The sequence below is a fragment of the Vagococcus coleopterorum genome (genome assembly GCF_011303955.1).
GTDB classification, from domain to species: Bacteria; Bacillota; Bacilli; order Lactobacillales; family Vagococcaceae; genus Vagococcus_D; species Vagococcus_D coleopterorum.
The window spans coordinates 1,316,320-1,336,585 of record NZ_CP049886.1 but is presented as its reverse complement, the minus strand read 5'-3'; the positions used below and the strand labels follow the sequence as shown (position 1 = coordinate 1,336,585).

The window sequence follows — 20,266 nt, the reverse complement described above, 5'->3', positions numbered from 1 at the left end:
CATTTTTCCATCAAACAAACTTCCCTGAAAATGTAAATTAACCTGGTCTAATTGAATTGTAAGGATTTCTTTGATAATATTAGTCTATTAGAAACGGGGGATATAGTAAGATGTTCATTCATTTTTTATCCAAAAAAAATGTTAGAAAATTAAATATCCTAAATGATATTTTAGGGCTTTCAGTTTTTTCTAAATCAACTGAAAAAAAAGCCAATCGAGATTACCATGAACTAATGGAAGATCTGAAACGTAATGGGTTTGAAAATTATTTTGATTTTAGTAATGTCCACTTTGTATTTGTCGGCGAAACGAATATGAAATTCTTAATTTTAAATAAAATTTGGAGTGATTATTTAAAACAAAGTGCCATGTATCTCACGATGAAAGAAATTGTTGTTAAGGGAAATACAAACATTCCCTATTTAGAAAAAGAAATTCAATATTCAACACCATATATTTATTCGATGATTGATAAAATGAATAAATTCCCTTCGTTCATAGCTCATGGTATAAAGCTGAAGTTAGAAAAAGGACAGGTTAATTTAGTTTCAGAAAAACCATTTAATCTCTATTTCTTTATTTTGATGTGGTATAAACAAACGCCGTTGACACCAGTTCTTCCGATTTCAGCAGCATTGAAACAAATTGCTCGAAGTCAAAGTGATACACCGTTAAATTTAGATAAGGACAGCAGTGAGTTACTGCAAATTATTGCTCCCGAAGTTAAGACAAGAGAAGAGTTCTATGTGATGTTATGTAGCTATTTTTACAATGATCATCATGGGATTGCAGAAAGTTATGTTATTGGCGATAAGTTACTTCGTTTAGATAATCAAATAATAAAAGGTTTGGTTACCTTGATAAAGAATTTTGAGGCGGAGTATCCTCAAATTATTGAACGTGATTATGGAATATATGTCTATTCGCTAGTAATGTTTATTATGTTATATGGACAATCAAAAGACTCCATTGATATTTTAAAAGGTCATCTAGATTTTTATCATCAACTACATAATAGTGATGAAGCTGAAATAGACAATAAATTGTTTAAGGTTATTGAAAAATCAAAAGATTTGCCGGTTTTTAATCAGAACAAAGAAGTATATTCAGTGATGTTAGCTGATATTAATCCGATTTTAGAAGCCACAATGCCACAGCCTAAAATAACTATTTATGTTTCAATTAAAGAGTCACCGTTCCTTGAGCTATTAGTAAAAGATTCAATTATCAATAACTTTAACCATGATCGCTTTGAATTTGTACTTGATCGAAGTAAAGCAGATGCTTACATCATAGATCGTTTCCAAGAAGATCAACCAATTGAGAAACAATATTTATTAAAAAACTATATTAATGAAATTACAGAAAAAAATTATTTAACATGGCTAGTTCAAATTTTACTACATAAGAAATAAGACCTTTCTTTTTGGAAGGTTTTATTTTTTTTGTAACAAATTATGCAAAACAAAATAATCAACACTGTTCATTTGTTATATAATTAATGAACGGTAGAGTTCTAGATGTGCTTTATTAATAAAAATATTGATTGAAATTGAAAATTAAAGAGGTTGAAAACGTGAAAAAAATGTTAAAAAGTTCGTTAGCAATGCTATTAATGATGGGAAGTTTAATCTCATTAAGTACAACAGGGATTGCAGAAGAACAAGTTATTGAAAATCAAACGATTAGTTTGGAACAAATTGTTGAGCCTAGTGAAGAAGTAATTGCTAACATTGATAAAGAATTAATTGATCAGAACGACTCCGTAGCAGTTGTAACTGAAACAGATTCTAAAAATGCACTTGTTAATGAAGCCGAAGATAATAGTATGGTAGTAAAGGAATATGATACGGAACCCGGTCGAGATTTATCTGAATGTGTTGAGGTGAAGGAAACCTTAATGAAACAAGATGAAAATGGTAAATGGGTACCTGTAAAGCCTGGTGATACGATTGGTCTATATGAGAAGACTAAAATGGAATATGATTTAAATTTCTCCAATTGTGGTGAGATTAAAAAAGGTGACAAGCTAACTTTAAAATTTCCCAAAGAGCTAGAACATAGTAAAGCAGAAGCAACCTTTCCAATTTATGATGAAAATGGTAACCAAATAGGAACAGCAGTCATAAAACCAGGAAGTAATGAAGTTGAAATAACTTTTACTGAAGATGTTTTTGGGAATGATATTAAAGGAGAACTGTCGTTTGAAACCCGTTGGGACACTGAAAATATTGAAGTTGGTAAAGAGTATCCTATTATTGAAAATGGAACTGGTAATATTACTGTGGGACCTCCAGTCATTGGTGAAGGTCAGTTGCTAAATAAAACTGGAAAAGAAATTGAAGGCAATAAATTAGATTGGTCAGTAAAGATTAATCAACAAGGATTAGTCATTGAAGATGCAGTGTATACAGATACTTTAGGACCTAATCAAAAATTGGCAAGTGAAATATATGCTAAATACGGCTATTATGATACTAACAATGAATTTGTTGCGGTGAAGGATGTAGATTCATCTCAAATTGTTTTAACAGAAGATGGCTTCATAATTAACCTTGGAAATTTACCATATGTAAAAGATGGTATTGAGGCCTTTGTTGTTGAAATTTCATACCATACTGAAATGACAGATGGCGGAGAATCTGGTATCTATTATAATAGTGGTAAATTGACAGGTAAGAACATTGAAACTGAAGAAGTTGAAGTTCATAATGACGTTATTGAAGGTGAAGGTTCAATTGGTGGGAATGTTGGAACTGGTATCTTAGAAATTTTAAAACACGATTCAGCAGATAAACAAAAACTATTAGCTGGTGCAGAATTTGATATTATCAATAATGCGGGTAAAGTTGTTGCTCATATTGTGACGCAAGAAAATGGTAAAGGCTCTGTTAAAAACATTCCTTATGGTGATTACACAGTAGTTGAAACCAAAGCGCCAGATGGTTATGAATTAGATGCGACACCTCATAAAGTAACAGTAGCTAAAGATGATAAAGGATTAGTCACTATTTCTATTCCAAATAAAAAAACAGATCCAACGGTACCGACGGATCCGACAGATCCAACAGATCCAACAGATCCAACGGAACCGACAGAACCAACAGAACCAACAGAACCAACAGAACCAACAGAACCAATTCAACCAACATTGCCACAAACTGGTGAGAAAGCAGCAGTTTGGTTGACAGCAATCGGTGTGTTATTAGTAGTTAGTGTTGCGGTTATTAAGTTTAAAAAAGTAAATTAAACGAAACCTTCACATTGTGAAGGTTTTTTTATTGATTCGAGAGAGTTACTATAATATACTAATAAAAACAATTGGGGAGGTTAGTTACATGGAACAAACATTATTTTTAATTTCAATTGCAGTTTTATTTTTAGGTTTTGCATTCCTGGGTCTATCTGGTGGGATTTTCCGTTTGCGTGCTTTGACAAATAAAAAAGCCTGGGATGGTTGGACAAAACCGTTTCTATTGATTGGAGCAGTTTTATTCCTTGTAGGACTTGTTTTAGTTTATATTTTCTATCCATACAAATAAAAAGAACCTGACATTTGTCAGGCTCTTTTTTTAGTTACTATTTCTTGTAAATAATGAAGTGAATAAGTTAGTACAGCAACTAATATACTGCCTAGTAGAATAAAACTAATACGAGTGATAAATGCTTCGTTAAAACTAAAGATTTCACCAGCTGCATATAAGACATTCATTGTAATGAATATCATTTGGATAATATAATCATCTATAAATGAATAAATATAAGCAGCTAACAAGACAACTATAATGTGAAACTGACTAGGGACAAGCCAGCTAAAGATAATTAAATAAATCATAGTTCCCATTAAGCTTCCGATGATCCGGTGTTTGAATCGAGTTTTAGTGTGGTGACTTTCAATTTGTGTTAGTGACATGATAGTCATACAGATCCACATACCCTTTGTAATATCAAAGAAATCAATTGCCAATAAAGCGATGCTAACACCTAAACTTATCACAAGTGAGGCGTGACGAAGTTCTTGAGAACAATTGTTTAATCGCAATAGATGTTGTTCATTCTTTTGTTTAAAATAGCGAGCGAAGTAAATAATCGCAATGATGACTGAAGCGACGCTAAGGTAAAGTAATCTGGTAGATAGCTTGAAGTTAGCAACCTCAGTCGTAGATGAGAAAATATAGACTAATATAAAAGGCATGTAAAATTTGTATTGAAAGGGACGTCCGAATAATAACATTAATGCTAGAATACTAATGATATTGATAGGTAACATGATAAGGACAGGTAGAACCAAGTTTAGTGAAGCTAGGGTTCCGCATGTAAAGAAGCCAATGCTAGTTAATAGTGTTCCGTCGAGTCCTGAAGTGGGTAGGGGAATGTAGATGAACATTAAAATGGCGGTAACGGCTGCGACACTAGTTAATGCTTCTTGAGCGCCAAATAACTGTGTACTAAAATTGATAAATAAAATAAGTCCAATGGTTTGAATGAGATTAATTAGTAACGATTTTCTTGTGATGTCTTTCAATTATGTTTCCTCCAAAAAAGTTAAGTGTAGAGCAATATATCACATCCAAAAGTAGAGGGCAAGAAATTTTGGCTTTTATTTTATAGGTGTTATACTAAAATCAATTCAAAGAGACGAGGTGTTTTCCATGGAAGAAAATGAAATGGAGTACGAAGGCGGTAAGAATATTGGGGGTTGGATTATTCCTGATGAGGAAGTAGCGGAATACACAGCCAATCGTCAGGCGCTTTCAGACTTTTTAACAGAAAAACTAAGTGAGATATATCCTGAGGTCATTCACGGTGGAGAAGGCTCGCAAGACGGGGATTACGTAACCGTAGATAGTACCAACCTTGATTATGGAGTCTTTATTCATTTAGATCCTGCAGAAGTTGATAAATTTATGGGGTTTGAAAATAAAAATGACTACTTAACTGAAATTTTATTCTTCAGTGAACAAGAACGCCTTTATTATAAAATCCCAGGTATGCTAGATTTAGAAGGGCAAGAAGGTTCAGATAGCTGGCATGATTTTATTTCCAAGGCTTACGAAGAACGATTTAATAAAAAATATCCTTACGAACGTTTCGTTTATTAAAAAAAGACTCCCAAGTGGGAGTCTTTTTATTTTTCTGTTTCGGCAATAAAGGTTAGTGTGTCATGTTTATCTGTTTCCTTATTGTAATCCCAAATGTGCTGGATATTAACAAATCCCAGTTTTTCTAAGACAAGTGTAAACTCTTCAATTCCATACCAAGATAAGATGAAGTTAGATAATTCAGTTTGAGTTAATTTTCCATCTATCCATTTCTCATAGCGGTGTAATTCGGTTGTTCGTTGTTTTTCCCAATCTATTTCAAGGGATGTACTATTAAAAACGATGCCACTATTTTCAGTCAGGCTGAAAACAGAGGTTGTTGATTCGCCTTTTTTAAAGTCACGAGGCAGCAATAAGTCGATGATGATTTTTCCACCAGGTAGCAAGTGTTTCTTAAACGACTCCAAACTATTTAACATAATCTCACGAGTAGGTAGTAAAGCGAAACTACCTGTTGGCATCATAATGATGTCATATTTTTTTGGAATATCTAGTTGTTGTAAATCTTGCAAAAACAAATCTGTTACAAGTTTTTCTTTTTCTAGGTTCTCGCGACATCTATCTAACATGAATGGTGATAGATCGACACCGTCCATCTTAACGCCAGCTTTTAGGAAAGGAATTAACATGCGACCAGTTCCTACACCAGCTTCTAAAACAAGACCAGTTGTTTCTTTTGCTTGTTCTAAATAAAAGGGAATATCTCCATCTATTTCAAAGCCAACAGGTTTCGTTAATTCATAAAGTTCTGTACTTAATTCACCATATTCTGTAAACATATCGTCCCTCCGTTTGTTAATTTTTCTTTTGTTCATTATATCATATGCCTTTTATTAGTTGACACTTGTTATAAATAAAGTTATTCTAAAAACATACCGATTGAATGTTTTTAGAAAGAGAGCGATAGTGATGGTTAAAAAATATACGGCAGAAGAAGCCAAAACATTAATTTTAGATGTTTCTACTCAGTTGTTTATTGAGAATGGTTATGAGAAAACATCGATTTCAGATATTGTTAAAGGTTTAGATGGTTTAACCAAAGGAGCGGTCTATCATCATTTTTCATCTAAGGATGAGATTATTGATGCTGTTGTTAGACGGTTCATTCCCAATCAGGATGCGCTTGTAGGGGTTATGGCACAAACAGACTTAACTGGTTTAGAAAAGATTCAAGCTTTGTTATTTGAAGGGATGTTTAATAGTGAGGCGAGTCAATCGCGCGTGCTAAGTTTTACGTTGCTTGATAATCCAAAATTCTTTTCCATGTATATTCAAACAACTAATGAAGTGATGGCCCCCTTAGTTGAGGCATGTTTAAGTGAAGGTAATCTAGATGGATCGGTTTCAGTTGAGCACCCCAAACAAATGGCGGAGCTAGCCATTTTAATTTTAAGTACCTGGTTTATTCAAGCTTTATTCCCGAACACCGCAGAAACTTTTTTTGAAAAAATCATGGCTGCTAAAACTGTACTGGAACATGCGGGAATGCCGATTATTAGTGATGAAGTGCTAACAAAAATTGACCAAGAAATTATGAAAAAGGTGGCAGAATTAAATGACAAAGATTAAAAAGAATAAATCATTGGTAAGAAGACTAGTGGAAGGATTTGGTAAATCAATATTAGGAATTATCATTGCTTTAATAGGATTCTTGTTGATTACTTTTACTGTTCACCAAGTTAGTCTTAAGAGTGAAGTGAAACGAATTGAACCTTATGGTGAAAAGTTAAAAGTGTTTGATGGTGAGATGAACATTGTTGATGTGGGTGAGGGAGAAAAGACAATTTTACTTTTACCTGGACAAGGAACGGCTAGTCCATATTTAGACTTTAAGCCAATGATTGATGAGTTAAAAAAAGATCATCGTGTTGTCACGATTGAACCATTTGGTTATGGGTTAAGCAGTCAAACTGATCGTCGTCGAAGTGTTGAAAATATTGTTGAAGAAATTCATGAAGTAGCAAAATCGCTAAACCTGTCTAAGTACACGTTAATGGGACATTCGATTGCAGGTTTATATGCGGTTAATTACGCGCAAGACTATCCAGAAGAAATGGAAGGCTTTGTGGGGATTGATTCTAGTACACCAGAACAACCGTGGCCAGGAATTGATATGACCGTATTTGATTTCTTGAAAACAGCCGGGGTATTCCGCGCCTTAATCAAAGTAAATCCAGAAACTGGTTTAGGTGTGACTAAAGAGAGTCCAGATTTTGAACAGATTAAACTCTTAACAATGAAAAATATGAGCAGTCGAGCAATGAAAGATGAATTACAAGAATTAAGCAATAGTTTTCCTGATTCACGAGGGTTAACATATCCGAAAGATATGCCTGTCTTATTATTTGTGGCAGACAACGAAATGAACCAAAAAAATTGGTTAGAGATGCATCAGGCTCAAGTGAAGGACTTAAATAAAGGAGCCTTAATTGAGTTGCCAGGTGCTCATTACTTACACCATACTCAAATGGAAACGATTGTTAAAGAAACAACTGATTTTTTGAAATAAGTCACTAGAGGAGTTTTTATGAAAAGAATGTTTAAAGTAGTGGGGATGCTATTAGTTAGTTTACTGGTGTTGATTGTCTTATTATTTGTGGGTGTTTATGTAAATAATAAAATTCAATTGAAAAAAGAAAGTCAAAAAATCATTCCCTATGGTCAAGAAGTCATAGTGGATGGCAAGTCTATGCGAGTTCAAGTAACTGGTGAAGGTGAAGAAACAATGGTTCTATTACCAGGGTATTTGACCGCTTCTCCAGTCTTGGATTTTCAGCCATTAGTTACAGAGCTAGCTAAAAACTATAAAGTGGTGGTAGTGGAACCGTTTGGTTATGGTTTAAGTGAGGATACAAAAAAAGAGCGTTCGATTGAGAATTTAACAAGTGAATTACATCAAGCATTTGAACAATTGGGTATTAATTCTTATCACATCGTGGGGCACTCGATTGCTGGTGTCTATTCACTTTCCTATATCAATCAATATCCTGAAGAAGTGAAGAGTTTTATTGGCATTGATAGTAGCTTGCCAGCACAAGGTGGAGCAGATGATAATCAAGGTGGTGCCATTAAACTGTTGAGTCAGTCAGGTATCTATCGCTTATTTGCGAATGTTGAACCAACATTTCTAAATGGACCAGACTTATCTAAAGAAGATAACGAACAATTTAACTATATCTCATTTAAAAATATTGGAAACAAAGCAACCATTAATGAAGGCGAACTAATGCAGCAAACGTTTGATAAGGTTAAAACATTATCTTACCCGACTGATTTGCCAGTCCTGTATTTCTTAGCTTCTGAAAGCATTGAGCCAGATGATAAGTGGCTGCCAGTTCACGAAAAGATGATTGAGAATAGTGCAAAATCAGACATTAAAATTTTAGATGGCAGTCATTACTTACATCATACGCAATCAGTGGAAATCGGAGAAACGATTCAAACATTTTTAGATTAGCCAAAAGAAAGTCTTGAACTTCTGAGACTTTCTTTTTTATTTGTATTAGTGAATTATTTTTAACAATTATATGACTTATTATTTTTAGGTAAACGTACATGTTATGATGGCGGTGTTGAGTAGTAAGTCAGATGTTGTTGCGCTGTTTTCGTTTGAAAGTGGTGAGAGAATGAGTCAACAAGCAAAACTTTTTTTATTGTTATTCTTGGTAATTGTAATTTTAATCATAGCTTGTTTACCGCATGCTTTGTTATAATGAAAAAACAAACGATAAAGGACGTGGTCAAATGGTTGTTGCACCCAAGCTGCCAGCTCAATTAACAGAGGCTAATTTTACTGATATTTATCTAGATGAATATCATAGTTTATTCCAAGTAATGATCTCTCAAGATATTATTCAAGAGGATGAAATCTATAAACCAGATTTATCTCAGAGTTTGTTTAAAGCAGTCACGTTTGATCAAGTTGCTTTTCATAAGATTGAGTTTTCTGATAGCCAATTTGAAAATTGTGATTTCTCCAACTCTGTTTTTACAGAAGCTAGCTGTATTCGGACAGTGTTCAAAGATTGTAAACTACTGGGTTTAGACTTTAGTGGCAGTTACTTTGGTGAAGTCGTCTTTGATTCCTGTGATTTATCACTGGCAACATTTGCTAACGGTAGTTTCAAGAATGTTCAATTTATTAATTGTCGTTTTATTGATACCGACTTATTCGATTGTAAGTTTGTAAAAGTTGAGATTTTAGATTCCCAATTAATCAAAACTAATTTTACAGGAACGTCATTACGGAAAATGGATTTAAGAACCTGTCAGATTGATTCCCTAACAGTTAACCTAGATGACCTGGTAGGCTGTATTTTAACCAGTGATCAAACTGTATTTTTGGCAGGATTACTTGGTATTCAAATAAAAGATTAAAAGACTATCGTAAATGATAGTCTTTTTTTGTAAAGCTAGCTTGACATTTATTTGTGTAGTTGTTATATTTGAATTGTAAAGGACGCTTTACATTTAGAGTGGAGGTTGCAATATGAAAAATAATTTAAACCAATTAAGAAAAGAACGACAATTAAACCAAGCAGAGCTAGCGGATGAGATGTCAGTGTCTAGACAGACGATTAGTTCGCTTGAAAGTGGTCGTTATAATCCATCTATTGATTTAGCGATTAAGTTGGCTTGCTATTTTAATGTGACGGTGGAAGAACTATTTATTTATGAGGAGGATGTTTAAGATGAGTAAAAAGAAAAATATGTTTATTGGCTTAATGATTTTAGGAGTTGCTTTGTTTATCTTAGGGATTATCTTTGAAAGTCCTATGACAACATTTTTAATTGCCTTTGGATCAGGACTATTTGGTGGAGGTTTAGCTAAGTTTTTAATTTATGATCGTTTAGGAAAGAATCCCGAAAAAGAGAAGGCTTATGAGATTTCACAAAATGATCCACGCAACAAAGAAATTAGAAGTATTGCTTATGCAAAATCGGGTTATTACTTACAATTTTTTGTGATCATCCTAGGAGCCGTTGCTTCATTTACAAACCAACCATTATGGATGGTGATTAGTTTATTTGCGGCCTTTATTATTTATCAGTTTTTAGTTTACTATTATATGGCAAAGTTAAATTCTAAAATGTAATCAAAAAAGCTTGGACAATCTGTCTAGGCTTTTATTTTTTTTACATACAGATTATACTGATAATTAAAGACATTTTAACAATCTACAGACTGTAGAGTTTAATTTAATGGGATTCTACACAACGTAGGTAGGTTTTAGTAAACATTTTCTGTAAGGTTGAAATAGAAGGAGTGGATGACATGGACATCGGTAAAAAAATAAAATCAGAAAGACAAGCAAGAGGGTTAACCCAGCAACAGCTAGCGGAGAAGTTGAATGTTTCTGATAAAACAATTTCGAGCTGGGAAACTGGTCGAACGTTTTCCTGATTTGTATTTAGTTATTGAGTTAAGTGACATCTTCAATCTTTCAATTGATAACTTATTAAAGGAGAATGAAGAAATGGTCAAAACAATTGATAAAAATGTAAAAGGAAAGAAACTTTATAAACGTTTACTAATTGGTGTTGTAACAGCTGTCGTATTAGTGACAGGCTTCTTTTTAGTATTCCAAAATAAAAATGAGCTAGTGGATCGAATTAATCCTTTCATGTCCTATGAAATTAGTTATGCAACATTACCTGAAAAGGTAACGTATAATGGTGGAAAAGAATATGTTGATAATGGTAAACCTCAGTATCCAGATCCTTATAAGGATATTTGGGCAGTGACAGATGCTTTTGGTGGAGGACAAAGACTAACCTTCAAAGGTGGTCAAGCGCCAGAAGACAAAGGCTATGCCATGATTCGTCACAAAGGAATCTTTGTTAAACAAATGACATTTGTCTCTTGGGATACTATTCCAAAGTCAATCAGCAACCAAATGACAAAAGAGTATCTAGACTTCAACGAATAAAAGTCTCTCTATGAGAGGCTTTTTATGTTGACCTTCTTTAAAAGAGAGCGTAAAGTATAGTTATTAATTATAAAGGGAGTGACGTCAATGGTTCGTCGTTTAAAACAACTAAAAAATGTCGCTACGGTAAGTAGCTTCTAGGTTAACCAAATTAAAACTTAGAAGCGAGGAATTTATTATGACAACATTTAATCATTGGTCAGAAACAAAATACATTAAGGATATTATTACAAATCCGCTGATTGAAGCGGGGGAGTATTCCTATTATTCTGGCTATTTTATTAATCAAAATTTTGAAGACGGCTGTGTCCGTTATATGTGGGGAGACGCGGTCTCTCGTAGCATGTTTAATCCGATTGAACAAATGGGTTGGCATGTTGATAAACTAATCATTGGCAACTATGTTTGTATTGCTAGTGGTGTGATTATCTTAATGGGTGGTAACAATAACCACCAAGCAAGCAGTATTAGCGTCTATCCATTTCCAGAAACTATTGCAGATACGTATCAGCCAAAAGGTGATACACAAATTAAAAGTGATGCTTGGCTAGGGATGAATGCGATGCTTATGCCAGGGATAACAATTGGCGAAGGTGCCATCGTAGCGGCAGGTTCTGTCGTAACAAAAGATGTCGCACCGTATACAATCGTTGGCGGTAATCCTGCTAAAGAAATAAAAAAACGTTTTTCGGATAAAGAAATTGAGCAATTACTTGAAATACGTTGGTTTGATTGGCAACGTGAAAAGGTAGAACCGGTTTTACCAATTATTTCTAATGGAACAGTCCAAGAATTATATGACTATTATTTAAAAGAAGTGAAATAAAAAAAGACCTGACAACATGTCAGGTCTTTTTATTAATTATTTATTTTCTTCAATTTCTTCGTTATCTTTTTCAATTGCTTCAATTAATTTTTTGGCATCTGCCGCAGAAACACCGTTCATGTTTGCTAAGTATTTAGTCATTTCTTTCATTAAGTCACGAGTTTCCATGGCAACTTTTGTTGGATTTTCTAAACCTTCAACAGCAACTTTTTCTTTCGTTTTATCTAGACCTTTAATGATCATGAATAAAATGAAGGCAGTGATGATAAATGTAATAATAGCAGAAATTAAATCACCAATATGGAAGTTAACACCAAAAATGTTAAGTGTCATTTCAAATTCAGCATTTTTACTACCTGTAATTAATTTAACGATTAAACTGATTAAAGGTGTGATAACAGAACCAGATAACGCATTTACTAAAGTAGTGAACGCACCCCCGATTACTAACCCAATCGCAACGTTTAATTTGTCACCTAAGATAAAACTTTTAAACTCTTTTAAAATATTCTTCAACTTCTATTCCTCCAAATGTTTAATTAATACGGATTATTCGTATAGAGAATAATATAACACTTATTAGACGTTTTGGGAACAAAATATTCATTAGAATTCCAACAAAATTGTGATATATTTATGAGATTAAATAACTCATTAATAAATATTGACCTTAGGACTACCCGAAGGTTTATAATAATGATGAGGTGAAGGAAATGATTAGAAAATATAACGAGGGTGATCTGGATCGCTTAATGGAAATATGGTTGAATGAAAACTTATCTGCACACGAATTTGTAGATGCTGACTATTGGAAAAACAATGTTCCTTATGTCAGAGAAGCTTTGACAGAAGCAGATTTGTATATATATGAAGAAGATAATCAAATTAAAGGGTTTGCTGGAGTCGTTGATGGGTATTTAGCAGGTATATTTGTTACTAACAGCTATCACCGACAAGGCATTGGTCAAAGGTTGTTATCAACTGTTAAGGAAAACTACAATGAGATTGCGTTGGATGTTTATGAAAAGAACAAACAAGCTTATCAGTTTTATTTGAAGAATCAGTTTGACGTCATTGCTAAAAAGGTAGATGAAGAATCTAATGAAGTTGAATTAACAATGTTATATAAAGCAGAATAAGAAAAGAGTCCCGACTAACGTAGGGGCTCTTTTTGGTTAATAAGTCTGACTGGATAATCAGACTATAGGCTGATGGTTGAGATTTTTATTGGGTGTATGCTTATTTATGTAAGAAACAAAGAGATGAGATGGAGGAAAATAAAATGAAACAACCAGTTGTATCAGCAGAACACATCAAGAAAGTCTATGGTAAAAAAGGGGAACGTCAACATGAGGCGTTAAAGGATATTAATTTCCAAGTAGAATCAGGAGAGTTTGTAGGGATTATGGGACCATCAGGATCCGGTAAAACAACTTTATTAAATATTTTGTCAGCCTTAGATACACCAACTCAAGGAGATATTAAAATTTCGGGAAATAGTCTAAAAGGGTTAAATGATAACCAGTTATCAGATTTCAGAGCACAAAAGATTGGTTTTATTTTCCAAGATTTTAATCTGTTAGAAAACTTAACAATGGAACAAAATATTGCCTTGCCATTATCGTTACAAGGGGTTTCTAATCGTCAGATTAAATCAAAGGTACATCAAATTGCACGTATCTTAGGTATTCAACAAATTTTAAAAAGCTATCCAACAGAAGTTTCTGGTGGACAAAAACAACGTGTGGCAGCAGCGAGAGCGCTGGTTCACCAACCTGATTTATTATTAGGAGATGAACCAACAGGGGCGTTAGACTCGAAAAATGCCAAGAATTTGTTAGAAGCATTAAAACATTTAAACGAAGAGTACGATACAACAATTTTAATGGTGACTCATGATGCAGTCAGTGCAAGTTATTGTAAACGTATTTTATTCATTCAAGATGGTGAAATCTATCGCGAGTTAGAACGAAAAGGTAGTCAACCAGAGTTTTATCAAGAAATTTTGGGAGTCTTAGCGAACTTAGAATTACCTGAAGAAAGTTTGGTGTAGTCCTATGATGTTAAAACTTTCCTTAACTAACGTGAAAAAACGTTGGCAAGATTATTTAGTCCTAATGATGGGCTTAATTATTTCAGTCGCCATTTTTTATATGTTTCAAACAGTCTCACTGAATACAGAGTTCTTAAAAGATAATATTCCAAGTGTTCAAATGGTTTCATTTGTTTTCCAATTTGGAGCAATCTTATTGGGGATTATAACAGTCGTCTATATTATGTATGCCAATAGCTTCTTGTTATCTATGCGTAAAAAAGAATATGGAATGTACATGCTGTTAGGTGCGAAGAAACGTAAAATCAGTCAAATGATTGCAATTGAAACAATCTTTATCGGACTTGTTTCAATGTTTGTGGGAGTTATCTTGGGAACCTTATTAGCAATCGGGGTCGGTGGTTACTTAACAAAAGCGATTGACCTGCCATCACAAACCTATGTCCCATTTGTCCCAATGGCAATTATTGTGACAGTCATTTTCTTCGGCATTTTATTTGTTATAACAACCATTATGAATGTGTTGAAATTCAAACGTAGTAAAACATTAGAATTATTATATAGTGAAGCGACATCTGAGCGGAAGAAAAAACAACCAGTAAAAACATTGGTTAAATTTATCTTGTCATTAGTATTATTAGCGATTGGTTACTATGCGATGGCTAAAATTACGACGTTACAATTAGTTGCAGTACCACTGGCAATCTTTACTATTACCCCAGGGACATTTTTATTCTTTAGCGCAGTTTTCCCAACAGTGGTAGAAGCTATGAAGAATTGGAAGTGGTTTAGTCAACGCAAATTAAAAATGTTCACGTTGTCTCAACTAAGCTTTAAAGCAAGTTCGTTAACAAAAGTTTTGGGCTTGGTAACAATGCTCTTAGCTTTGTCACTAGGTGCGGTAACGGTAGGGCAATCCTTTGGAAACTTTTTAAATAGTGCCATGAAGTTAAATCCAAATGATGCGGTATCGTATAATCCAACAGCGGAAATTAAGGCAGAGATGGCTAAAATTGATGCCAAAGAATCATTTGTTTATCACGTTAAAGCGACAGATGACGGTATAACATATCGAGAAGATGAAGTGAAAGCTCATCCTTTATTGACACCTGCTCAAGATGTGACAACAACAATTGATTTCAATAAAGAGTTATTAGAGTTTTCTGATTTCAAATTGAATCAACCTTATACTTACGGAAACGATTCTTTTGAAGTGATGCAAGCGTTTAGCCAATTGAATAATCCTTATGAACAAGGTCAGCCGACACAATATTTAGTCGTTTCTGAGTCAGATTTTGATAGACTTGAAGGTGAAACAATTGTTGTTAATATCGTTCGTGCCGCAGATTTCAAAGGAGAATTAAGTCATTTGAAAGCTATTGAAAAGCTTGAAAAAGGTCGTACAGATACCTCTGATTATTCAATCTCGAAGTACCAGATGTATCAAGAAATAAATTCGATGTCTAGTGGTTTTATGTTTATGGGCTTCTTCTTAGGGATTGCTTTCCTAGCTATGTTAGCAAGTTGCTTAATGTTCAAAATTTTATCAGGTGCGTACCAAGATGTCTCACGTTACAAAATGTTAGATAAAATGGGTGTTCGAAGAAGTTTATTAAGCCGTTCGGTTAACAAAGAAATTTTGATTGTCTTTGGTGTTCCAGCAATTGTCGGTGTTGTGCACGTTTTATTTGGATTGAAGATGTTCAGTATCTTCTTAGGGGATCCGTACAAACATATTGCTATGCCGTTTATCTTATTCGGTGTCATCTACTTTGCATATTATTTAGTGACAGTCATATTATACAAACGAATTGTTTTACCAAAGAAAGTCTAATAAAAAAGCTAAGTGCTTAGGCACTTAGCTTTTTATTTTTTAAAGATAAATAATTTACTAAAAATATAGTTTAGGATTAAAACGACTACATTTGCTAAAACTTTAGCAATTAAAGGATTCATTTTAAGTAAACTAATACAAATCCACATAACGATTAAATCGAATACTAATGATAGAAGTCTTAAACTAAAGAAAGAAGTGATTTCTTTAAATAATTCAGAAGTCGTTAAACCGCGACTTTCAAAGACGTATAGTTTATTTGAAACATAAGCAAATAATACCGCTGCTACCCATGCTATGATGTTCGCAATAGTATAGTTCCAACCAATCACAGATTCAAATACCCAAAATGTCACGATGTTGATCAGGGTAGTGATACCACCAGTAATTAAATAGATTAAGATAGAATAGCGAGATTCGTTCATGAATGAAAAACTTAAGACAAATTCTTTGAATTGCTTCATTAGGTTATGTCCTCATAATCGTCTTCAATTTGATCAAAGTATTCTTGAATTAAATAGGGTGGACGGTTTTTAACTTCTGTATAAATCTTTCCAATATATTCTCCCATCACACCTAAGAAAATCAATTGTGTTCCACTTAAGAATAAAATGAGAATCGTTAAAGTTGGAAAACCAGGAGTAGAACTACCAGTTACAATTGTTTTAACAAAAATATAAATCATATAGATGAAGGAAATAAGTGAAATGATTAAACCTGAATAGAACGAAAAATGAAGAGGTTTCGTTGAATCAGAAATCATACCATTAACTGCAAGTTTAATAAGATGTTTTAAGCGCCATTTAGTTTTACCAGAATAACGTTCGTTAGAAGTGAATTGAACTTCTTTCTTTTCAAAACCAATCCACATGTACATGCTTTTTGTATACCGTTGGCTCTCTCGTAAGCGAATAATACTATTCACACACTTACGATCAAGTAATCTAAAATCACCAACAGCTGGCAAAACAGGGACTTTAGAAAACATACCTAAGATTTTATAATATACTTTTGATCCCAGTTTTTTGAAGAAAGATTCTCCTTTTCGAGCAATGCGTTTCCCATAAACATCATCATAACCATTTTCCCATTCGGTAATCATGCTGGGGATGATTTCTGGTGGATGTTGCAAATCGGCATCCATAGTAATAACGGCATCACCTTTTGCATGATCAAAACCAGCTAACATGGCCAGTTCTTTTCCGAAGTTTCGTGATAAATCGACAAAATTGATACGCTTGTCATCTTTTGCTATCTGACGAACAATATCTAAAGAATCATCTAAACTGCCATCATTTATAAATAAAAATTCAAATTTATAACGTGTATCATAGAAGTCTGCTAATTTTGTCAGTTCTTTATGCAAAGCAAGTATATTATCGCTCTCATTATACATGGGAATACATATCGTAATTAATTTCATTTTATCATCCTTAACTAATCTGTCATAATAGGCTAATGATACATGAAAAGGGGAAAAGTGTCTATTCTAGAAAGTTGAAAGCAGGTCAAAACCTTATCTTTAAACTTGCAAAAAAATCTGGTTTTAGTACTATTAAAAAGTAAAGAAATTTTGGAGAAAGAATAGGGTTTGAGTATGAATGTTTGGGTTATTGTTGTAGGAGCTATTAGTCTTTTATTTGGTGCTTATCGCTTAAGACAAGATTTAAGAGACTTCTTCGGGGCTATTTTTGTCAGTCTAGGAGGATTGATTGGCTTAGGTTGGTTGATCATCAAATTTTTAGAGTGGACTGGTAAGTATTCAATTATCTGGCCAATTCTTTTGTCGTATGGTGGAGGAAGCCTGATTATCATTGGAACAATTTGGCTGTTAATTAAAAATACGAGCGTCATGGAATCAAAAGAAGGACGCAGTACGGCAGGGAAACTTTCCCTAGTAATGGGTGTTAACTTAATTTTCATTTTAGTAGTTTCAATTTTCTTATATCAGTTTAGAGGGATCGATGCTCTGCATCATATTAACGTGATATTGATGACGATTTTGATGATTGATTTAACATTTACCTTATTATTTTTATGTTATTTATTATATTCCTTGTTTTATCAAATGGTTCCAATCAAAGAGCACATGAACTATATCATTGTGTTAGGTGCGGGGATTCGTAGTGAAGAAGTTACACCACTATTAAGAAGCCGTTTAGATAAAGGGATTCGTTATTACAAAAAAAATAACGGTGTAAAAATGATTGTCAGTGGTGGGCAAGGTCCGGATGAGCCAATCTCTGAAGCCGCAGCAATGAAACGCTATCTATTATCACAAGGGATACCTGAACACGATATCATTGAAGAAAATCAATCAAAAACAACTTATGAAAATATGTTATTCTCTAAAAAAATTATTGAGATGCGCGAAGGGGATAAAGACTATTCAGTCATGTTTACAACGAACAATTATCACGTCTTCCGTGCAGCCATGTATGCTCGTCGTGCTGGCTTAAAAGCAGATGGTGTGGGCTCGCCAACCGCATTATATTTCTTGCCGACCGCAATGATGCGAGAGTTCATTGGTATTTTATCTAGACAAAAAGTATTAGTAGCGCTTATTTGCCTATTTTGGATAGCCGTTGGCTGGTACAATTTTTAAACTACCTGACTAGGTAGTTTTTTATTTGATGAAAAATTTATAATGAAAGTGCTATTGATACGAATTTTTGGTATGATTAAGGAACTAAGCCTAAGGAGATTATCATGATCAGACTTGAAACATTTACAATCGAAGAATATGACGAAAAAGGAAGTACCACTTATACAGTAAAACAAGAGGAAAAAGAAGTGGGAGAGCTACGTTTAATCACAACTGATGGTCATCGCGTGAAAATTGATTTGATTGTAATCGAAGATGAATTTAAACGTCAAGGGAATGGAACAGCGGTTATTGATATCGTACGGAGTATGTATCCAGGAGCACATTTTTACGGCGAAGTTCTGACAAGAGAATCTTATAGTTTTTGGAAATCAATTATGCCGGATTTAATTCCGTATTATGGTCGTATGCCATTTGAATTCCAATAAAAAGAAGCCAAATGGCTTCTTTTTTTGTTATTTGTGAGTTATTTAATCATTTTCGGTAAAAATAAAGTTAATTAATTTCACAAATTTAAAGTATACTTGAGGTGTCACAGAAGCTTTTTTGCATGAAAGAAAGGGTGAGGAGATGGAACTTGAAAGAGGGTTAACCAATCGTCACGTTCAGTTAATTGCAATTGGAGGAGCTATCGGCACAGGATTATTCTTAGGATCTGGTAAAACAATTGAGTTAGCCGGACCGTCAATTTTATTGGCATATTTAATTATTGGTATTTTTATCTTGATTGTTATGCGTGCACTTGGAGAGTTGTTGCTATCTGATCTCGACAAACATTCTTTTGTTGATTTTGCGAATGTTTATTTAGGAAGACGGATTGCTTTTATTACCGGTTGGACCTATTGGTTTTGCTGGATTGCAGTAGCTATGACCGATTTGACGGCAGTTGGGATATATATTAGGTATTGGGCGCCTGGGGTTCCACAGTGGTTACCAGCGTTAGTTTGTTTAGTAATATTAGTCTTTTTAAACTTGTTGTCTGTAAAGTTATTTGGTGAAATAGAGTTTTGGATTTCGATGATTAAAATTGTTGCAATTATTGCCTTAATAGTGATTGGAGTTTACATGATTGCGACTAAATTTGAAACAGCTTCAGGCACAACTTCATTGAAAAATATTTATTCCCATGGTGGTTTCTTTCCAACGGGAGTTAAAGGGTTCATGCTTGGATTACAAGCTTCAGTGTTTGCGTTTGCTGGTGTTGAGTTAGTTGGCTTGACCGCTGCGGAAACAGATAATCCATTGAAGGTTATTCCAAGTGCGATTAATAGTATTCCGATTAGAATTTTATTATTTTATTTAGGTTCATTAACAGTTATCATGAGTATTCAACCGTGGGATACAATCGTAGCGAGTGAAAGTCCTTTCGTAACAGTCTTTGCGACTGTAGGAATTGCTGGTGCAGCTAGCATCGTCAACTTTGTGGTTCTAAGTTCAGCAATCTCAGCATGTAATAGTGCAGTGTTTAGTACGAGCAGAATGCTATATGGACTAAGTGAGAGTGAAAATGCCCCTAAATCATTTTCTAAATTAAGCTCTAAGAAGATACCGGCTGTGGCCTTGTATTCTTCTGCTTTAGTTATCACAACGACAGTTATTTTAAATTACATCATGCCTGAGGGCGTGTTTTTGTTAATAACATCTATTGCCACATCTTGCTTTATTGTCATCTGGGGAGTGATTGTTGTTTGTCACATGAAATTTGTGAAACAAACGAAAAAAAGACCAAACTTCAAGTTACCATTTACGCCTTATCTTAATTGGCTGACAATTCTATTCTTCATCATGATTGCCTGTTTACTAGGGGTCTTGCCAGAAAGTAGAGTTGCGTTGTTTGTTTCACCAGTTTGGTTTATTTTCTTAAATATTATGTATAGTCTATTTTATAAGAAGAGTGAACCTCCTAAAGAATAAAA

Annotated in this window: 24 protein-coding genes; 19 read left to right on the top strand and 5 right to left on the bottom strand. The window is 33.8% G+C overall.

All coding sequences use genetic code 11. From position 1 onward, the window contains the following. Positions 1-110 precede the first annotated feature (110 nt). From G7081_RS06715 to G7081_RS06705, 3 genes are all read left to right on the top strand, one after another. Positions 111-1,415: a hypothetical protein gene (locus G7081_RS06715; RefSeq protein WP_166008166.1), complete on the top strand. Its 1,305-nt coding sequence runs from the start codon at positions 111-113 to the stop codon at positions 1,413-1,415. A gap of 170 nt (positions 1,416-1,585) precedes the next feature. Continuing rightward, the gene (locus tag G7081_RS06710; RefSeq protein WP_238786674.1) at positions 1,586-3,250 is read left to right on the top strand and encodes an LPXTG cell wall anchor domain-containing protein; all 1,665 of its coding nucleotides are present in this window, start codon (positions 1,586-1,588) and stop codon (positions 3,248-3,250) included. A gap of 88 nt (positions 3,251-3,338) precedes the next feature. Further along, positions 3,339-3,542 (top strand): hypothetical protein, encoded by a 204-nt coding sequence (locus G7081_RS06705; RefSeq protein WP_166008164.1) that lies wholly within the window; start codon positions 3,339-3,341, stop codon positions 3,540-3,542. A 17-nt stretch (positions 3,543-3,559) separates the two neighbouring features. On the opposite strand, the gene G7081_RS06700 is transcribed toward G7081_RS06705, so the two are convergent. Beyond that, positions 3,560-4,525, bottom strand: a complete 966-nt coding sequence (locus G7081_RS06700) for an FUSC family protein (RefSeq protein WP_166008163.1) — start codon at positions 4,523-4,525, stop codon at positions 3,560-3,562. Positions 4,526-4,652: 127 nt separating this feature from the next. Here G7081_RS06700 and G7081_RS06695 point away from each other — a divergent pair, with 127 nt between their 5' ends. Next, the gene (locus tag G7081_RS06695; RefSeq protein ID WP_166008162.1) at positions 4,653-5,102 is read left to right on the top strand and encodes a hypothetical protein; all 450 of its coding nucleotides are present in this window, start codon (positions 4,653-4,655) and stop codon (positions 5,100-5,102) included. A gap of 26 nt (positions 5,103-5,128) precedes the next feature. On the opposite strand, the gene G7081_RS06690 is transcribed toward G7081_RS06695, so the two are convergent. Then, complete coding sequence (locus G7081_RS06690; protein ID WP_166008161.1) at positions 5,129-5,881, bottom strand: class I SAM-dependent methyltransferase; 753 nt, start codon at positions 5,879-5,881, stop codon at positions 5,129-5,131. Positions 5,882-6,011: 130 nt separating this feature from the next. On the opposite strand from G7081_RS06690, the gene G7081_RS06685 reads away from it, so the two are divergent. The 9 genes from G7081_RS06685 to G7081_RS06650 all read left to right on the top strand — a co-directional run bounded on the left by G7081_RS06685 (position 6,012) and on the right by G7081_RS06650 (position 11,858). Continuing rightward, on the top strand, positions 6,012-6,671 hold the full coding sequence (locus tag G7081_RS06685) for a TetR/AcrR family transcriptional regulator (RefSeq protein ID WP_166008160.1): 660 nt from the start codon (positions 6,012-6,014) through the stop codon (positions 6,669-6,671). Further along, positions 6,658-7,611 (top strand): alpha/beta fold hydrolase, encoded by a 954-nt coding sequence (locus G7081_RS06680; RefSeq protein WP_166008159.1) that lies wholly within the window; start codon positions 6,658-6,660, stop codon positions 7,609-7,611. The genes G7081_RS06685 and G7081_RS06680 overlap by 14 nt, the downstream gene beginning before the upstream one ends. Positions 7,612-7,629: 18 nt before the next feature. Continuing rightward, positions 7,630-8,559 (top strand): alpha/beta fold hydrolase, encoded by a 930-nt coding sequence (locus G7081_RS06675; protein WP_166008158.1) that lies wholly within the window; start codon positions 7,630-7,632, stop codon positions 8,557-8,559. A 242-nt stretch (positions 8,560-8,801) separates the two neighbouring features. After that, the gene (locus G7081_RS06670; RefSeq protein ID WP_166008157.1) at positions 8,802-9,479 is read left to right on the top strand and encodes a pentapeptide repeat-containing protein; all 678 of its coding nucleotides are present in this window, start codon (positions 8,802-8,804) and stop codon (positions 9,477-9,479) included. Between the two features lie 112 nt (positions 9,480-9,591). Then, positions 9,592-9,792 carry a helix-turn-helix transcriptional regulator gene (locus G7081_RS06665; RefSeq protein ID WP_166008156.1) on the top strand — a complete coding sequence of 67 codons (201 nt, stop codon included), beginning with the start codon at positions 9,592-9,594 and terminating at the stop codon, positions 9,790-9,792. A gap of 1 nt (position 9,793) precedes the next feature. Then, the gene (locus G7081_RS06660) at positions 9,794-10,198 is read left to right on the top strand and encodes a hypothetical protein (RefSeq protein WP_166008155.1); all 405 of its coding nucleotides are present in this window, start codon (positions 9,794-9,796) and stop codon (positions 10,196-10,198) included. A gap of 179 nt (positions 10,199-10,377) precedes the next feature. Further along, entirely contained in the window at positions 10,378-10,506 is a 129-nt protein-coding gene (locus tag G7081_RS07675; RefSeq protein ID WP_238786633.1) for a helix-turn-helix transcriptional regulator, read from the top strand. Beyond that, complete coding sequence (locus G7081_RS06655) at positions 10,454-11,032, top strand: YxeA family protein (RefSeq protein WP_238786679.1); 579 nt, start codon at positions 10,454-10,456, stop codon at positions 11,030-11,032. Before G7081_RS07675 ends, G7081_RS06655 begins: the two co-directional genes overlap by 53 nt. Positions 11,033-11,210: 178 nt before the next feature. Beyond that, a complete protein-coding gene (locus G7081_RS06650; RefSeq protein ID WP_166008154.1) occupies positions 11,211-11,858 on the top strand; it encodes a CatB-related O-acetyltransferase in 648 nt (215 codons plus the stop codon). A 36-nt stretch (positions 11,859-11,894) separates the two neighbouring features. On the opposite strand, the gene mscL is transcribed toward G7081_RS06650, so the two are convergent. Further along, positions 11,895-12,374 carry a large conductance mechanosensitive channel protein MscL gene (gene mscL / locus G7081_RS06645; protein ID WP_166008153.1) on the bottom strand — a complete coding sequence of 160 codons (480 nt, stop codon included), beginning with the start codon at positions 12,372-12,374 and terminating at the stop codon, positions 11,895-11,897. Positions 12,375-12,571: 197 nt separating this feature from the next. Here mscL and G7081_RS06640 point away from each other — a divergent pair, with 197 nt between their 5' ends. The 3 genes from G7081_RS06640 (at position 12,572) to G7081_RS06630 (ending at position 15,745) form a co-directional block, all read left to right on the top strand. Beyond that, positions 12,572-12,997 carry an N-acetyltransferase gene (locus G7081_RS06640; protein ID WP_166008152.1) on the top strand — a complete coding sequence of 142 codons (426 nt, stop codon included), beginning with the start codon at positions 12,572-12,574 and terminating at the stop codon, positions 12,995-12,997. 143 nt (positions 12,998-13,140) lie between these two features. Continuing rightward, entirely contained in the window at positions 13,141-13,911 is a 771-nt protein-coding gene (locus G7081_RS06635; RefSeq protein ID WP_166008151.1) for an ABC transporter ATP-binding protein, read from the top strand. A gap of 4 nt (positions 13,912-13,915) precedes the next feature. Next, entirely contained in the window at positions 13,916-15,745 is a 1,830-nt protein-coding gene (locus G7081_RS06630) for an FtsX-like permease family protein (RefSeq protein WP_166008150.1), read from the top strand. A 32-nt stretch (positions 15,746-15,777) separates the two neighbouring features. Here G7081_RS06630 and G7081_RS06625 read toward each other — a convergent pair whose 3' ends face one another. Both G7081_RS06625 and G7081_RS06620 read right to left on the bottom strand, forming a co-directional pair. After that, complete coding sequence (locus G7081_RS06625) at positions 15,778-16,209, bottom strand: GtrA family protein (RefSeq protein WP_166008149.1); 432 nt, start codon at positions 16,207-16,209, stop codon at positions 15,778-15,780. Next, positions 16,209-17,168 carry a glycosyltransferase family 2 protein gene (locus tag G7081_RS06620; RefSeq protein ID WP_166008148.1) on the bottom strand — a complete coding sequence of 320 codons (960 nt, stop codon included), beginning with the start codon at positions 17,166-17,168 and terminating at the stop codon, positions 16,209-16,211. Before G7081_RS06620 ends, G7081_RS06625 begins: the two co-directional genes overlap by 1 nt. 174 nt (positions 17,169-17,342) lie before the next feature. Here G7081_RS06620 and G7081_RS06615 point away from each other — a divergent pair, with 174 nt between their 5' ends. The 3 genes from G7081_RS06615 (at position 17,343) to G7081_RS06605 (ending at position 20,264) form a co-directional block, all read left to right on the top strand. Continuing rightward, positions 17,343-18,350, top strand: a complete 1,008-nt coding sequence (locus G7081_RS06615; RefSeq protein ID WP_166008147.1) for a YdcF family protein — start codon at positions 17,343-17,345, stop codon at positions 18,348-18,350. Positions 18,351-18,454: 104 nt separating this feature from the next. Continuing rightward, positions 18,455-18,778 (top strand): hypothetical protein, encoded by a 324-nt coding sequence (locus G7081_RS06610; RefSeq protein ID WP_166008146.1) that lies wholly within the window; start codon positions 18,455-18,457, stop codon positions 18,776-18,778. Positions 18,779-18,920: 142 nt separating this feature from the next. Then, complete coding sequence (locus tag G7081_RS06605) at positions 18,921-20,264, top strand: amino acid permease (RefSeq protein ID WP_166008145.1); 1,344 nt, start codon at positions 18,921-18,923, stop codon at positions 20,262-20,264. Positions 20,265-20,266: the final 2 nt, after the last annotated feature.

Coding starts and splice junctions, on each gene's coding strand:
- G7081_RS06630 (WP_166008150.1), top strand. CDS start 13,916: ATGATGTTAAAACTTTCCTTAACTAACGTGAAAAAACGTTGGCAAGAT.
- G7081_RS06605 (WP_166008145.1), top strand. CDS start 18,921: ATGGAACTTGAAAGAGGGTTAACCAATCGTCACGTTCAGTTAATTGCA.
- G7081_RS06665 (WP_166008156.1), top strand. CDS start 9,592: ATGAAAAATAATTTAAACCAATTAAGAAAAGAACGACAATTAAACCAA.
- G7081_RS06650 (WP_166008154.1), top strand. CDS start 11,211: ATGACAACATTTAATCATTGGTCAGAAACAAAATACATTAAGGATATT.
- G7081_RS06675 (WP_166008158.1), top strand. CDS start 7,630: ATGAAAAGAATGTTTAAAGTAGTGGGGATGCTATTAGTTAGTTTACTG.
- G7081_RS06640 (WP_166008152.1), top strand. CDS start 12,572: ATGATTAGAAAATATAACGAGGGTGATCTGGATCGCTTAATGGAAATA.
- G7081_RS06695 (WP_166008162.1), top strand. CDS start 4,653: ATGGAAGAAAATGAAATGGAGTACGAAGGCGGTAAGAATATTGGGGGT.
- G7081_RS06710 (WP_238786674.1), top strand. CDS start 1,586: ATGTTAAAAAGTTCGTTAGCAATGCTATTAATGATGGGAAGTTTAATC.
- G7081_RS07675 (WP_238786633.1), top strand. CDS start 10,378: ATGGACATCGGTAAAAAAATAAAATCAGAAAGACAAGCAAGAGGGTTA.
- G7081_RS06670 (WP_166008157.1), top strand. CDS start 8,802: ATGCTTTGTTATAATGAAAAAACAAACGATAAAGGACGTGGTCAAATG.
- G7081_RS06685 (WP_166008160.1), top strand. CDS start 6,012: ATGGTTAAAAAATATACGGCAGAAGAAGCCAAAACATTAATTTTAGAT.
- G7081_RS06620 (WP_166008148.1), bottom strand. CDS start 17,168: ATGAAATTAATTACGATATGTATTCCCATGTATAATGAGAGCGATAAT.
- G7081_RS06655 (WP_238786679.1), top strand. CDS start 10,454: ATGTTTCTGATAAAACAATTTCGAGCTGGGAAACTGGTCGAACGTTTT.
- G7081_RS06625 (WP_166008149.1), bottom strand. CDS start 16,209: ATGAAGCAATTCAAAGAATTTGTCTTAAGTTTTTCATTCATGAACGAA.
- G7081_RS06615 (WP_166008147.1), top strand. CDS start 17,343: ATGAATGTTTGGGTTATTGTTGTAGGAGCTATTAGTCTTTTATTTGGT.
- G7081_RS06635 (WP_166008151.1), top strand. CDS start 13,141: ATGAAACAACCAGTTGTATCAGCAGAACACATCAAGAAAGTCTATGGT.
- G7081_RS06705 (WP_166008164.1), top strand. CDS start 3,339: ATGGAACAAACATTATTTTTAATTTCAATTGCAGTTTTATTTTTAGGT.
- G7081_RS06690 (WP_166008161.1), bottom strand. CDS start 5,881: ATGTTTACAGAATATGGTGAATTAAGTACAGAACTTTATGAATTAACG.
- G7081_RS06680 (WP_166008159.1), top strand. CDS start 6,658: ATGACAAAGATTAAAAAGAATAAATCATTGGTAAGAAGACTAGTGGAA.
- G7081_RS06715 (WP_166008166.1), top strand. CDS start 111: ATGTTCATTCATTTTTTATCCAAAAAAAATGTTAGAAAATTAAATATC.
- G7081_RS06610 (WP_166008146.1), top strand. CDS start 18,455: ATGATCAGACTTGAAACATTTACAATCGAAGAATATGACGAAAAAGGA.
- G7081_RS06660 (WP_166008155.1), top strand. CDS start 9,794: ATGAGTAAAAAGAAAAATATGTTTATTGGCTTAATGATTTTAGGAGTT.